The 12,596-nt window shown below is 72.8% G+C and carries 13 protein-coding genes; 8 read left to right on the top strand and 5 right to left on the bottom strand.

Annotation, left to right across the window (positions count from 1 at the left end; genetic code table 11):
- The first annotated feature begins 45 nt into the window (after positions 1 to 45).
- The 6 genes from AW273_RS09935 (at position 46) to AW273_RS09960 (ending at position 5,339) form a co-directional block, all read left to right on the top strand.
- Positions 46 to 1,173 carry an erythromycin esterase family protein gene (locus tag AW273_RS09935; RefSeq protein ID WP_062347488.1) on the top strand — a complete coding sequence of 376 codons (1,128 nt, stop codon included), beginning with the start codon at positions 46 to 48 and terminating at the stop codon, positions 1,171 to 1,173.
- Between the two features lie 40 nt (positions 1,174 to 1,213).
- Positions 1,214 to 2,071, top strand: coding sequence for a fumarylacetoacetate hydrolase family protein (locus AW273_RS09940; RefSeq protein ID WP_232327252.1), 858 nt, complete (start codon positions 1,214 to 1,216; stop codon positions 2,069 to 2,071).
- Between the two features lie 70 nt (positions 2,072 to 2,141).
- Positions 2,142 to 2,993, top strand: a complete 852-nt coding sequence (locus AW273_RS09945) for an ABC transporter ATP-binding protein (protein WP_062347490.1) — start codon at positions 2,142 to 2,144, stop codon at positions 2,991 to 2,993.
- Positions 2,993 to 3,700, top strand: a complete 708-nt coding sequence (locus tag AW273_RS09950; RefSeq protein WP_063909909.1) for an ABC transporter permease — start codon at positions 2,993 to 2,995, stop codon at positions 3,698 to 3,700. The genes AW273_RS09945 and AW273_RS09950 overlap by 1 nt, the downstream gene beginning before the upstream one ends.
- Positions 3,691 to 4,749 carry a sensor histidine kinase gene (locus tag AW273_RS09955; RefSeq protein WP_083949652.1) on the top strand — a complete coding sequence of 353 codons (1,059 nt, stop codon included), beginning with the start codon at positions 3,691 to 3,693 and terminating at the stop codon, positions 4,747 to 4,749. The genes AW273_RS09950 and AW273_RS09955 overlap by 10 nt, the downstream gene beginning before the upstream one ends.
- Positions 4,746 to 5,339, top strand: a complete 594-nt coding sequence (locus AW273_RS09960; protein WP_062347494.1) for a response regulator transcription factor — start codon at positions 4,746 to 4,748, stop codon at positions 5,337 to 5,339. The genes AW273_RS09955 and AW273_RS09960 overlap by 4 nt, the downstream gene beginning before the upstream one ends.
- Positions 5,340 to 5,424: 85 nt before the next feature.
- Here the strand turns inward: AW273_RS09960 and AW273_RS09965 are convergent, their stop codons facing one another.
- Entirely contained in the window at positions 5,425 to 6,258 is an 834-nt protein-coding gene (locus AW273_RS09965; RefSeq protein ID WP_062347496.1) for an SDR family NAD(P)-dependent oxidoreductase, read from the bottom strand.
- Between the two features lie 33 nt (positions 6,259 to 6,291).
- Between AW273_RS09965 and AW273_RS09970 the strand changes: the two genes are divergently transcribed.
- Positions 6,292 to 6,759 carry a MarR family winged helix-turn-helix transcriptional regulator gene (locus AW273_RS09970; protein WP_198168092.1) on the top strand — a complete coding sequence of 156 codons (468 nt, stop codon included), beginning with the start codon at positions 6,292 to 6,294 and terminating at the stop codon, positions 6,757 to 6,759.
- Here the strand turns inward: AW273_RS09970 and AW273_RS09975 are convergent.
- Positions 6,722 to 7,303: a TetR/AcrR family transcriptional regulator gene (locus tag AW273_RS09975; RefSeq protein WP_062347500.1), complete on the bottom strand. Its 582-nt coding sequence runs from the start codon at positions 7,301 to 7,303 to the stop codon at positions 6,722 to 6,724. The genes AW273_RS09970 and AW273_RS09975 overlap by 38 nt on opposite strands.
- A 71-nt stretch (positions 7,304 to 7,374) precedes the next feature.
- On the opposite strand from AW273_RS09975, the gene AW273_RS09980 reads away from it, so the two are divergent.
- Positions 7,375 to 8,385, top strand: coding sequence for an aldo/keto reductase (locus tag AW273_RS09980; protein WP_062347502.1), 1,011 nt, complete (start codon positions 7,375 to 7,377; stop codon positions 8,383 to 8,385).
- A 51-nt stretch (positions 8,386 to 8,436) separates the two neighbouring features.
- On the opposite strand, the gene AW273_RS09985 is transcribed toward AW273_RS09980, so the two are convergent.
- The 3 genes from AW273_RS09985 to AW273_RS09995 form a co-directional block, all read right to left on the bottom strand.
- Complete coding sequence (locus tag AW273_RS09985; RefSeq protein ID WP_157555674.1) at positions 8,437 to 10,776, bottom strand: alpha/beta hydrolase; 2,340 nt, start codon at positions 10,774 to 10,776, stop codon at positions 8,437 to 8,439.
- A 120-nt stretch (positions 10,777 to 10,896) separates the two neighbouring features.
- Positions 10,897 to 11,478 (bottom strand): TetR/AcrR family transcriptional regulator, encoded by a 582-nt coding sequence (locus tag AW273_RS09990; RefSeq protein WP_062347506.1) that lies wholly within the window; start codon positions 11,476 to 11,478, stop codon positions 10,897 to 10,899.
- 18 nt (positions 11,479 to 11,496) lie between these two features.
- A complete protein-coding gene (locus AW273_RS09995) occupies positions 11,497 to 12,501 on the bottom strand; it encodes a glycoside hydrolase family 113 protein (RefSeq protein WP_062347508.1) in 1,005 nt (334 codons plus the stop codon).
- Between the last annotated feature and the right edge of the window lie 95 nt (positions 12,502 to 12,596).

A 12,596-nucleotide genomic window follows, 5' to 3' on the forward strand; every position in this document is an offset into this window, starting at 1 on the left:
GCGGCAAAAGTCTCAACGGAGGCTTCAATGTTACGCTTGCAGCACATGAGTCAGGACATTCGAGACTTCGTCCCTCCGTCATGTGAACTCCTGGGGCTCGGCGAGCCCACCCACGGCGAGCCCGCCTTCGGGTGGTTGCGCAACGACCTGTTCGACCGGCTGACCGGCCTCGGCTTCCGCTCGATCGCCCTGGAGATCGACCGCGTCGCGGCGCTGGCCGTCGGCGACTACGTCCAGGGCGGCCCCGGCTCCCTGGACGCCGTCATGCGCGACGGCTTCTCGCACGGCTGGGGGGAGTTCGAGCCCAACCGGGCCCTGGTCGCCTGGATGCGCGACCACAACGCCGCGCGGCCCCCGGAGGAGCGGCTGACCCTCCACGGCTTCGACGCCCCCACCGAGAACACCTCGGCCCCCAGCCCGCGCGCCTACCTGGAGCACGCCCGCGACCACCTGGGCCTCGACCTCGACCTGGCCGGGTTGCTGGGCGACGACGAACGCTGGAGCCACACCGACGCGATCATGGATCCGGTCCGGTCGCCGGGCGCGACCCCGGAGGCCGACAGGGCGCGTGTCATCGCCGACGAGATGCTCGCCCGGCTGTACGAGAGAGCGCCGGAGAGCCCGCGCGCGGCCTGGTCGCGGGCCAAGACCCATCTGACGGCGGGGATCGGCCTGCTCCGCTACCACCGGCAGGCGGCGGTCCCCCTCGACCAGGGCGCGCGGATCCGGCTGCTGCTCGCCACCCGCGACGCCATCATGGCCGGGAACCTCTTCGACATCCGCGACCTGGAGGCCCGCCGGGGCCGGACCCTCGTCTTCTCGCACAACCTCCACCTGAAGAAGACCGCGAGCGCCTGGCGACTGGGCGACAAGGCGCTGACCTGGCACTGCGCCGGAGAGATCGTGGCGTCGTTGTGGGGAGACCGGTACGCCTTCATCGCCGCGAGCCTGGGCCGCAGCACCGCCCTCGGTCTGGGCGAACCCGCCACGGGCACCTTCGAGGGCGACCTGGGGCGCCGGTTCCCGACATGGGGCCTGACCACTTCGATGCCGCCGGGTGTCCCCCGCACCGACACGACTCCCCAGATGGGCTACTTCCCCCTGGAAACCGACACCTTCGAGGACGCGGACGCGCTCCTGCACGTCGCCGACGGGACGTCTTTGGGAGGATAGCCCCGGAGAACCACCCCAAAAGGAGCAGATAGTGCACATCGTGCGGTTTGTCGGTCCGGTCACCGGCCAGGCCACCATCGGTCTCGACGACGGCGCCGGCATCACCGAGGTCGCCGGGTCGATCGGCGAACTGCTCCGGCTGACCGTGGCGGAACTGCGCGACCGGTGCGCCGCCGCCGCCGGTCCCCGCCACGACCGGTCCTCGGTACGCCTGCTCCCGCCGCTCGACGACCGCATGGAGGTGTGGGCGGCCGGGGTGACCTACGAGCGCTCCAGGGCGGCCCGCATGGTCGAGAGCGAGAAGGCGGCCGACGTCTACGACCTCGTCTACGACGCCGACCGCCCCGAGTTGTTCTTCAAGTCGGCGGCCTGGCGGGCGACCGGCCACGGCGGGCACGTGTCGGTCCGGGCCGACTCCGAGATCGACGTGCCGGAGCCGGAACTGGGCCTGGTGGTCAACCGGCACGGCGAGATCGCCGGATACACCGTGGTCAACGACATGAGCTCGCGCACGATCGAGGGCGAGAACCCGCTCTACCTCCCCCAGGCCAAGATCTACCTGGGCGGCTGCGCCGCCGGCCCGGCGATCAGGCCGTCGTGGGAGGTGCCCGACCCGTACACGCTGGGCATCGAACTGACGATCACCCGCGACGGCGAGACGGCCTGGCACGGGCGGGCCAGCACGGCCCAGCTCCACCGCAGGCTCGACGACCTGGTCGGCTACCTGTTCCGCGAGGACGTCTTCCCCGACGGGGTGATCCTGGCGACCGGCACCTGCCTGGTGCCGGAGTTGCCGTTCACGCTCCGCGCGGGCGACGAGGTCACCATCACGATCTCCGAGGTCGGCACCCTGACCAGCACGGTGGTGGCGGGTAAGACCGCGATGCCCCGCATATGACATTCGTCATTTGAGGAGGGCTGATCGGCGGCACTACAACCCGCCGCCCCCTCCCGGCGAGGCTGGCCCCATGCTGGAACTCACCGAACTGAAGAAGAACTACGGGGAGATCACCGCGCTCGACGGCGTGAGCCTGCGCGTCCGCGAGGGTGAGAAGGTCGCGCTGCTCGGGCCCAACGGGGCCGGGAAGACCACGCTGCTGTCGATCGCGCTCGGGCTGCTCTCCCCCGACTCGGGCGCCGCCCGGCTGCTCGGGCGGCCGCCCCGCGAGGCGCTGGCGGCCGGGCGCGTGGGGGTGCTGCTGCAGGACGCCGGGTTGCCGGACGACGTCCGGGTCGGCGACCTGGTCGGCGCCGTGGCCGGGATGTATCCGACGCCGTCGGTCCTGGCCGACCCGGAACTGGAGGCCCTGGCCGGACGCCGCGTGCTGGGGCTGTCGGGCGGGCAGCGGCAGCTCGTGCGGTTCGCGCTCGCGCTGGCGGGCGACCCGGCGCTGCTGATCCTCGACGAGCCCACGGTCGGGCTCGACGTCGACGCCCGGCGGGCGTTGTGGCGGCAGGTCAGGGACCGCACCGTCGTGTTCGCCACCCACTACCTGGCCGAGGCCGACGACCACGCCGACCGGGTGGTGCTGCTGGCGGGCGGCCGGGTCGTCGCCGACGGGCCGGTGGAGGAGATAAAGGCGCTGGTCGGGGGCACGGAGGTGCGGCTCACCCTCGATACGATGGACGAGCCCCGGCTGCGGTCTCTGCCGGGCGTGCACGACGTCGTGGTCGAGGGCGCCACGGCCACCCTGCGGACCGGCGACTCCGACGCGACCCTCCGCGCGCTGTTCGCCGGGTTCGGCGACGTGCGGAACGTGCGCACGTCGGGGGTCGACCTGGAGAGCGCGTTCGTCAGCCTGACCGGGAAGGGGGCGTGATGCGGTCCTTCCTGCGCTTCGAGGTGCGGCGCGCCCTGTCCAACCCGGTCAACCTGGTCTTCCTGGCCGGGTTCCCGGTGCTGCTCTACCTGCTGTGGACGAAGGTGCTCGACCTGGCGTCGGGGCCGGTGTCGATGGTGTCGATGGCCACGTACGGCGCGATGGGGGGCGCGCTGTTCATCGGCGGGGCCATCGCCATGGAGCGGTCGAGCGGGTGGTTGCGGCAGCTCGCCGTCACGCCGCTGCCCGCCCACGGATACATCGTGAGCAAGCTGGCCGGCGGGATGCTGGCGGTGCTGCCGAGCGTGGTGATCGTGCTGGCGGCCGGGGCGCTGCTGGGCGGGGTCCGGCTGCCGGCCGCCACGTGGCTGGCGCTGCCGTTGCTGATCTGGGCCGGGGTGGTGCCGTTCGCGGCGCTCGGGGTGGCGTTCGGCTATTCGCTGAAGGGCCAGTCGGCCAACATCGCCATGATGGTCGTCTACTTCCTGCTGTCGGTGCTCGGCGGGCTCTGGCTGCCGGTGTCGCGGATGCCCGGCGGGCTTCGGGTGCCGGCGGAGTACAGCCCGGCCTACCAGGCGGGCTCGCTGGGGTGGCGGGCGCTCGACGGGCTGGCCCCGACCGGGACGTCGGTGCTGGTGCTCGCGGCGTGGACGGCGCTGTTCGTGCTGCTCGGCGTGTGGCGATACCGGAGCGCCGCGTGGAGGTGAGCCGCAGGGCGCAGACCACCGCGCGGCTGGCCTCCCAGGTCTGGCTGCTCGTGCTGGTCTGGCCGCTGTGGGTCGCGTTCGGGACGCGCGGGCCCGCCGAGATCGCCCTGATCGTGATCCTCGCCTGCGTGTTCGCCCTCTCCTGGGGGCGGATCATGTGGCGGGTCATGGGCGTCGGCGGGCCCGACCCGCGGAGCGTCGTGCTGCTGCTGGGCTCGGCGGCGGCTCTCTATCCGCTGCTGGGGGCGCCGTGGGCGTACACCTCGTACGTGCTCGTGATCTCCGTGCTGGGCACGCTGCGCCCGTTGTTCTTCGCGGCCGGGCTGGTCGTGACCATGGTGGTGAACGTCGCGGTGCTGATCGCCTGCGGAGAGGGGTTCGTGTGGTGGGTGCCGCTGGTCATGGCGCTGGAGGCGGGGGCGGTGCGGGCGCTGGTGCACATGCGTGAGCTGATCATGCAGCTCAGCCGGGCCAGGGCCGAGAGCGAGCGGCTCGTGGTGGAGAACGAGCGGCTGCGGTTCGCCCGCGACCTGCACGACATCCTCGGCCACACGCTGACCTCGATCACCATCCGCAGCCAGCTCGCCGCCCGGCTGGCCGGGACCGACCCGGCGCGGGCCGCCGAGGAGATGGGCGGGGTGGAGCGCACCGCCCGCCAGGCCCTCGACGACGTGCGCGACGCGGTCGCCGGCTACCGCGCGGTGTCGCTGGCGGAGGAGCTGGGCAACGCGCGCGCGGCGCTCGACCTGGCCGGGATCCGGCTGACCGTCTCGGGCGTGGGTCCGGTCCCGCCCGGTTCGGAGTCGCTGCTCGCGTGGGTCGTCCGCGAGGCGGTGACGAACGTGTTGCGGCACAGCGGGGCCACCCGCTGCTGGATCACCCTCGGCGCCCGGTCCCTGGAGATCCGCGACGACGGCCGGGCGGGCGCGGGGGCCGCGCCCGGCACCGGGCTGCTGGGCCTGGCCGAACGGGTCGAGGCGGCCGGTGGCACCCTGGAGGCCGGCGCCCGGTCCGAGGGCGGCTACCGGTTGCGTGTGGAGGTGCCGTGATCCGCGTGCTGATCGCCGACGACCAGGACCTCGTGCGGGGCGGCCTGGCCGCGCTGCTCGGGCTCGAACCCGACCTCGAGGTGGTCGCCGAGGTGGCCCGGGGCGACGAGGTGCCCGCCGCGGTGGCCGCCCACCGGCCCGACGTGGTGCTGCTCGACATCGAGATGCCGGGCCTGTCGGGGCTGGAGGTGGCCGAGCGGCTCACCGGCGTGCGGGTCGTGATCGTCACGACGTTCGGCCGTCCGGGCTACCTGCGCCGCGCGCTCGACGCCGGGGTGGCCGGTTTCGTGGTGAAGGACGCGCCCGCGGCCGAACTCGCCGCCGCCGTCCGGCGGGTGATGGCGGGCGAGCGTGTGGTCGACGCGAAGCTCGCGGTGACGGCGCTGACGGTGGGGGCGAGCCCGCTGACCGTGCGGGAGTGCGACGTCCTGCGCGCCGCCGACGGCGGGGCGAGCGTCGCCGACATCGCCCGGTCGCTGTTCCTGACCGAGGGGACGGTGCGGAACTACCTGTCGTCGGCCATCGGCAAGACCGGGGCGCGCAACCGCGCCGAGGCGGTCACCACGGCCCGCTCGCGCGGCTGGCTCTGAGACCTGGCCCTATACCGGACCTATACGCGGGTGCCGGATGCTCGTGACAGCCTCCGCCCGGCGTTCCCACCGCCGGGCGGCGGCCTCAGCCGTCGAGCAGCCGTTCGGTCTCCCGCCACAGCCGCGCCCGGAGCTCGGGGTCGTCGGCCGGGGGCACGGGGCGGATCGGGCGCGCTCCGGGGACGGAGTAGTAGCCGCCCGTACGACCCGCGAAGTCCGGGTCGGCGGCGAGCGCGACGATGAGGGCCGCGCCCCGCGCGGGGTCGCCGATCGACAGGCGGGTGAGGAGCTTCTCCAAGAGAGCCGCGAAGCGCAGTTCGCGGCCCAGGCCCGTGGTGTTGAAGCCGGGGTTGAGGCAGTTGGCCGTGACGCCCGTGCCGGCCAGGCGGCGGGCGAGTTCAAGGGTGAACATGATGCCGAGCAGCTTGCTCCGGCCGTAGTGCGCCGAGGATCCGCGCGCGGTGAACGGGACCGTCTCCGTCAGGTCCTCGGGCAGGCGGAGCGTGCCGTGGCGGCGGGCGGCCTCGGAGACGACGGTGACGACCCGCGCGGCCGGGGCCCGGCGCAGCGCCGGGAGGAGTTCGCGGGTGAGCAGCCACGGGGCGAGGTAGTTGACGGCGACCATCTCCGGGAGGCCGTCGGGGGTGGCGCGGGGCGTGAAGGCGTGCAGCCCGGCGTTGTTGACGAGCACGTCGACGTGCTCGTGGCGGTCGGTGATCTCGCGGGCGAGGCGGCGGACGTCGCCGAGGCGGCCGAGGTCGGCGAAGAGGACTTCCACATCGGCCTCGGCGCGGAGCCGTTCGGCCTTCTCGGGGTCGCGGGCGACGGCGACGACCCGGGCGCCCTTCCGGGCCAGGTCGAGCGCGGCCAGGCGGCCCAGGCCGCGGGTCGCGCCGGTGATGACGACAGTAGTTTGCATATGCCCATCACTCTAGGAGGATATAGTTTGCATGTGCAAACCACTCCTGACGGGAGACGCGACCTCGAACTCGCGCTGGGTGAGCAGCTCAACGCCCTGCTAAGCGCCGGCCGGGCCCTGAGCGAGCGCAGCGCCGCCCACTTCCACCCCGGGCTGCAACCGGCCGCGTTCCACATCGCGCGCTGGCTCTACGCGTTCGGTCCCGCCACGCCCAGCGCCGTCGCCGAGGCCGTCGGCATGGACCGCAGCTCCACCAGCACCCTTATCGGGAGGATGCGGTCACTCGGGCTGCTGGAGAGCACGCCCGCGCCCGGCGACCGGCGCAGCGTCATCGTCGGGCTCACCCAGACGGGACGCGAGCGGGTGGCGGCGACGCTGGAGGAGCGCGGGCGGGAGTTCCGCGCCCGCACCGAAGACTGGCCCGACGACGATCTGGCCCGCCTCACCGAGCTGCTCGCCCGGCTCACCGGTTCCGGGCGCGGTAGCGCAGCCCGTCGATGAGCAGGGCGACCATGCGCCCGCTGTAGTCGGCGCCGGTCTCGGCCGACGGGACGCACAGGGTGGCGACGGCGTAGAGCAGGTCCTGGGGGCTCACGTCGGCGCGGATCTCGCCGTCGGCCGCGGCGGCGTCGAGCAGGGCTCCGAGGGTGGGGCGCAGGCGGCCCATGAAGTAGCCGGGCAGGGCGTCAAAGGCCGGGTCGCCCGAGTGGAGGGCGGCGGCCAGGCCCCTCTTGGTGGCGATGAACCCGGTGTAGCGCAGCACCCACCGTTCGAGGGCCTCCCCCGGCCCGTATTCGGCGCTCAGCGCCGGGCCGGCGTCGGCGCAGGCGTCGACCTCGCGCTGGAACACCGCTTTGACCAGGTCTGATCGCTGCGGGAAGTGGCGGTAGAGGGTGCCGACGCCCACGGAGGCCAGGTCGGCGATCTCCTTGGCGGGGGCGTCGACCCCGGACGTGCCGAAGACGGTCTTCGCCGCCTCCAGCAGGGCGTCGACGTTGCGCTGCGCGTCGGCGCGCAGCCGTCGCGGCGCTCCGTTCGTTTGCATAAGCGGAAAGGCTTTCCATATAGTTCCGGAAACGCGTTCCGCTTAATCTACCTCCTGTCAGGAGAGACCGCATGCACTACCGCACGCTCGGGCGCACCGGGATCATGGTCAGCCCCTACGCCCTCGGCACGATGATGTTCGGGGCCATCGGCAACCCCGACCACGACGACGCGATCCGCATCATCCACAAGGCGCTCGACGCGGGCATCAACCTCGTCGACACCGCCGACGTGTACTCGCGCGGCGAGTCGGAGGAGATCGTCGGCAAGGCGCTCAAGGGGCGCCGGGAGGAGGTCGTCCTGGCGACCAAACTCGGTCTCCCGATGAGCGACGACCCCAACCACCGGGGCGCCTCGCGCCGCTGGATCATGACCGCCGTGGAGGACTCGCTCCGCCGTCTGGGGACCGACCACATCGACCTCTACCAGATCCACCGGCCCGACCCCGGCACCGACGTCGAGGAGACCCTGTCGGCGCTGACCGACCTGGTCAGGAGCGGGAAGGTGCGGGCGGTCGGGTCGTCGGCGATGCCCGCCTCCGACATCGTCGAGGCGCAGTGGACGGCCGAGCGGCGCGGCCTGGAGCGGTTCCGCACCGAGCAGCCGACGTACTCGATCCTGAACCGGGGCATCGAGTCGGAGGTGCTGCCGGTCGCCCGCCGCCACGGCATGGGCACGCTGGTGTGGAGCCCGCTCGCGAAGGGCATGCTGACCGGCCGGATCAGGAAGGGCCGGGCGACCGATCTGCGGCGGGCGAGCCGGTTCCGCAGCTTCGGCGACGAGCGGCGGCTCGACGCCGTCGAGCGGCTCGTCCCGCTCGCCGAGGAGGCGGGGCTGCCGCTGACGCACCTCGCGATGGCCTTCGCCACCGCCCACCCGGACGTGTCCAGCGCCATCATGGGGCCGCGCACGATGGAGCAGCTCGACGACCTGCTGGCCGGTCTCGACGTGGTCCTCTCCGGGGAGATCCTCGACCGCGTCGACGAGATCGTGCCGCCCGGCACCGACGTCGGCGCCCGCGACGAGTCGGCCTACCTGCCCCCGGCCCTCGTCGAGCCGGGCCTGCGGAGGAGGGCCGCGTGAGAGAACGAAGGAGCCGGTCCGCCACCGCGGACCGGCTCCCGTAGGCGGAGATCAGTCGTCGTCGGTGACGACCAAGCGGGCGAAGCCGTCGCCGATGGTCGCGCCGGCCGAGACGCCGGCCACGACCTGGTACGACTGCGCGGCCGTCGCCTTGACGGCGTTGCCGGTGACGGGCACCGTGAACGTCGCGCCGGTCGACCCGGCCGGGAGGGTGACCGACGCCGCCAGCGACGTGATCACCGGGCTGGTGCCGCTCTGGAGGGCCTGCACCGACACGGTCACCGGCCGGTCGGAGACCCGCGACAGGGTCAGCGGGATCACCGCCGTGCTCGCCCCGTCCCCCTCGACCACGGTCACGTCGCCCACCGAGACCTGCGGCAGCGCGGCGATGGTCTCCTCGCCTACGCGGTAGCGGGTGAACGACAGGTCGGCCAGGTAGACGCCGCCGGCCGGCGAGGCGCCGGTCAGCGACACCTCCTTGATGTCCTTCTTGTCGATGCCGCTGAGCCCGGACAGCGGCAGGCGGACCGCCCGCAACCAGGTCTTCGGCAGCGGCGACGCGAGGCCGGGCAGCGCGTCGAGGGCGGTGCTCAGCGAGGAGACCGGCACGCTGACACTGCGGTCGCGGCCGTCGACCAGCGTGAGGGTGAGGTCGAGCGGCTGGGCGGCCGGGATCGTCTCGTCGCGGGCGACCCGGAAGGTCAGGTACTCGGCCTTCGAGATGTTCCGCTCGGGCAGCGTGACGGTCAGCTTCCCGGTGGTGTCGGTCCAGGCGAACCGCATGAGCGAGGTCGCCGTGGCGTTCGGCAGGTACGTCGCCGGGGTCCACGACGGCGCCTGCGAGGTGGTGAGCCGGGTCGCGCACGACGGCAGCCCGCTCTGCGGGGAACGGTCGAGCATGCTGGCGCAGACGACGCCGGTCGCGCCTCCGGAGACCGTGGAGATGGTCGAGCCGGAGAAGGTGTCGACGTCGATCCGGCTGGAGGCCGGGGCCTGGGCGACGGAGTAGACGACGGCGCGGCCGGCCGAGGCGACGGTCTTGTTGCTGCCGTCGAACAGCGGCAGCAGCGCCGTCTCCTGGCCCTGGACGAGCCGGAAGAACCCGGCCATCAGGGCGGTGCCGACGGCGTACTGCTCGCTCGCCGACAGGCGGGAGGGCGCCCGGTTGCCGCAGACGGGGTCGTTGTTGTTCGACCAGTCGTCGGAGGCGGGGGCGGTGGCGACGCCGGGCGTCCACTCGGTGTTGAAGAAGTTGTGGTCGGTGCCCATGACCATCTGGACCGAGCGGAAGGCGGTGTCGCCGGGGACGGCGTACAGGGAGTCGTCGTAGAAGTGCTGGCCCTGCTGGTTCGACACGTCGCCGTCGCAGTACGGCAGGATCGTCAGCGTCGGGATGCCGGGCAGCGAGGCCCGCGCGAAGTCGGTCGGCGCGAGCGGCAGCACGGCGCGGATGCCGTAGGGCTTGGCCCGCCCGGCGTTCATCAGCACGGCCTTGGCCACGCCCTCGCCGCCGCGCGAGTGCCCCATCAGGCCGACGTTGTCCAGGTCGACCCGGCCCGCGAACAGGGAGACCAGGCGGGGGTCGCCCTTGCCCTTCTCGGCCTCGTTGATCAGGTCGAGGTGCCGCATGACGACCTCGCCGCGCGCCAGCGCGCCCCGGTCCTCGGAGAAGTTGGCGTCGAAGGCGTTGACCGCGTTGGCGCTGACCGACACCACGATGTAGCCGTGGCTGGCCAGCGCGTCGGCCGGGCCCTTGTAGCCGGTGTAGCTGTCGATCGGGATCTGCGGCGCGGGGCACGGCCAGGCGGTGTTGCTGGTCCGCCGCGTCGCCGCGTCGTAGCAGGCGGAGTGCCGGCCGTGCAGGAACAGCACCAGCGGACGCCGCCCGGTGGCACCCGACGGCGCGTAGACCCTGGCCTTCAGTTCGCCGAGCCGCCCGCCGAGCCCTTCCAGGGCGATGGCCTGCGAGCCCAGGTCGTAGTCGGTCTCGGTGACCGGGAACGGTCCCGGCACACCCGGGTCGGTGGCGATCGTCGACGGCTGGGGGTCGGCCGGCGGGGTGTAGACCGCCCGCGACCTGACCTGCGCCGCCGACTCGACGACGCCGTTCCAGGCGACCTCGACGCTCTGCGCCCCGGCGGCGCGCGGATCGTCGGTGAGCAGGGTCAGGGTGTGGCCGTCGGCGCTCTCGGTGGCGTACCCGAGCGGCTCTCCGTCGACCGCGAGTTCGGGGACGGCGTTCCGTACGGGAAGGGGTTCGTCGAGCGTCAACGTGATCTTGTATCCGCCGTCGACCTCGACGACCGACCAGGTGTCCGCGGCCGCGGGGAGGGGCAGGGCGAGCAGCCCCGTCACCACCGCCAGGATCGCGGTGGCCCTAGAAAGCCTCATGGCATTCCTCTCGTGCATTTATGTCCCGCAAGCCACACAAAGCTCACGAAACAGCACGAGTTAAACTTTCAACTATTGTCCCGGCATTAACCTCCGTTGCGGGGACGTAAACGATCTACCTCACCGAGAGGTTCGGCCAGGTGAGAAGAGGCAGCCCAGCGCCCGCCGGATGACGTCGGCGAACGGCTGGTTCGCGGCCGGGGTCAGCCAGTGTCTGCCCGCCACCCTGATCGCGGCGACCACCGCCGCCGCCGTGACCTCGGGGCAGAGGCCGGTCTCCCCGCCGCGTTCCGCGATCGCCTCGGCCAGCGACGCCTCCCCCACCGCGAAGGCGCGCAGCGCCTCGCCCTCCAGCTCGGGGGTCAGCATGATCATGCGCAGCCCGGCCCGGTCGGGCTCGGGGTCGGTGAACAGGCCGACCATCGCCTCGGTCACCGCCACGTCGAGCGGCTCGCCGGCGGGCCGGGCGCGGAGCGCGTCGCCCGCGCGCCGCGACTGGTCGGCCTGCCCGCCGCAGATGGCCTCTTCCCTGCTGGAGAAGTAGTTGTTGTACGTCCGGGGCGACACCCCCGCCGCCGAGGCGATGTCGTTGACCCGGACGAGCGCCAGGCCGCCGGGGCCCTGTTCGACGGCCAGGCGCAGCGCGGCGGTGGTGATCGCCTCGCGGGTGGCCTGCCTGTTGCGGGCCCGCAGGTCGCTCATGAGGGCAGCATATTCAGCTCACGCGACGCCCGGGGATGTGCGTCCGTAGACGTCGGCGAGGGCGTGGAAGGACGCCTTCGGCTCCCATCGCAGGCCGTGGCCGGGCACCTTCACCACGCCGGGGCTCGCGACGTCGAACTCACCCGGCAGGTCCCACCGCGCGAAGGTGTACCAGAACGCCGCGTCGACCCCCTCGCCGTCGAGCACCTCCAGCACCTCGCGCAGGTAGCGGGCCTGCTCCTCCTCGTCGCGCACGACCTCCCGGGTCAGCCGCGCGGGCGGGCCGTGGTCGCTCCACTCCACGATCGCGTCGCCGCGCTCCCCCGCGTCGGCCGCGCCCCGGAAGGTCACGCAGCCGAACTCGTTGACCGAGACGGGCTTGCCGAGCGCCCGGCCCTGCTCGACCAGCGCGCGGACCGACTCGCGGTAGGTCGCGGCGGTGGCGGCCGACCGGTATCCGGCGTCGGTGGCGACGATGTCGAAGATCGTCCAGTCGACCCGCTCGAACGGCAACGACGAGTAGGTCACGCGCCCGCCGAACCGTTCGCGCACCAGCTTCACCGCCTCGGCGAGGAACGTGTTCACCTTTCCGGCCACGTCCGCGACGCCCTCGCCCAGCCGGGGCAGCCGCTCGCGCAGCGTCTCCCCGGGCAGGAAGCCGGTGGTCATCATGCTCACCTCCGATCCGGTGACCATGACCACCTCGGCGCCGTCCCGCCGCAGCCTCTCGGCGTGGTCGGCGCAGCCGGCGATGACGTCGAGCAGCTCGGCGGCCGTGATGTCGCAGGTGAACGGGGACAACCAGACCTCCAGCCCGGCGCGGGCGGCGGCGGTGGCGGCGGTCTTCAGCCGGTCGGGGTACTGCCCGCTGATCCGGACGGCCGTGCAGTGCAGCTCGTCGCGGATGACCCGCATGTCGCGGGCGACCTCGGCGGGGTCGAAGGGCTCGTGGGTGGTGTGCCCGGCGGCGCGGGCGTGGACGTCGGCGAAGCCGGTGTCGTAGTTGACGCCTCTCGTCTGCATGCCGCCGAACCTAGCAAGAACTTGCGTGTCACGCACTATTTGCGTCTCACGCAATTCACGGGTTCTCTGTCATCATGTCCGGAAAATGCGGAGAG

This window comes from Herbidospora yilanensis, assembly GCF_001570565.1.
GTDB classification, from domain to species: Bacteria; Actinomycetota; Actinomycetes; order Streptosporangiales; family Streptosporangiaceae; genus Herbidospora; species Herbidospora yilanensis.

Coding starts and splice junctions, on each gene's coding strand:
- AW273_RS09935 (WP_062347488.1), top strand. CDS start 46: ATGAGTCAGGACATTCGAGACTTCGTCCCTCCGTCATGTGAACTCCTG.
- AW273_RS09945 (WP_062347490.1), top strand. CDS start 2,142: ATGCTGGAACTCACCGAACTGAAGAAGAACTACGGGGAGATCACCGCG.
- AW273_RS09950 (WP_063909909.1), top strand. CDS start 2,993: ATGCGGTCCTTCCTGCGCTTCGAGGTGCGGCGCGCCCTGTCCAACCCG.
- AW273_RS09965 (WP_062347496.1), bottom strand. CDS start 6,258: ATGCAAACTACTGTCGTCATCACCGGCGCGACCCGCGGCCTGGGCCGC.
- AW273_RS09975 (WP_062347500.1), bottom strand. CDS start 7,303: ATGCAAACGAACGGAGCGCCGCGACGGCTGCGCGCCGACGCGCAGCGC.
- AW273_RS09980 (WP_062347502.1), top strand. CDS start 7,375: ATGCACTACCGCACGCTCGGGCGCACCGGGATCATGGTCAGCCCCTAC.
- AW273_RS09985 (WP_157555674.1), bottom strand. CDS start 10,776: ATGAGGCTTTCTAGGGCCACCGCGATCCTGGCGGTGGTGACGGGGCTG.
- AW273_RS09990 (WP_062347506.1), bottom strand. CDS start 11,478: ATGAGCGACCTGCGGGCCCGCAACAGGCAGGCCACCCGCGAGGCGATC.
- AW273_RS09995 (WP_062347508.1), bottom strand. CDS start 12,501: ATGCAGACGAGAGGCGTCAACTACGACACCGGCTTCGCCGACGTCCAC.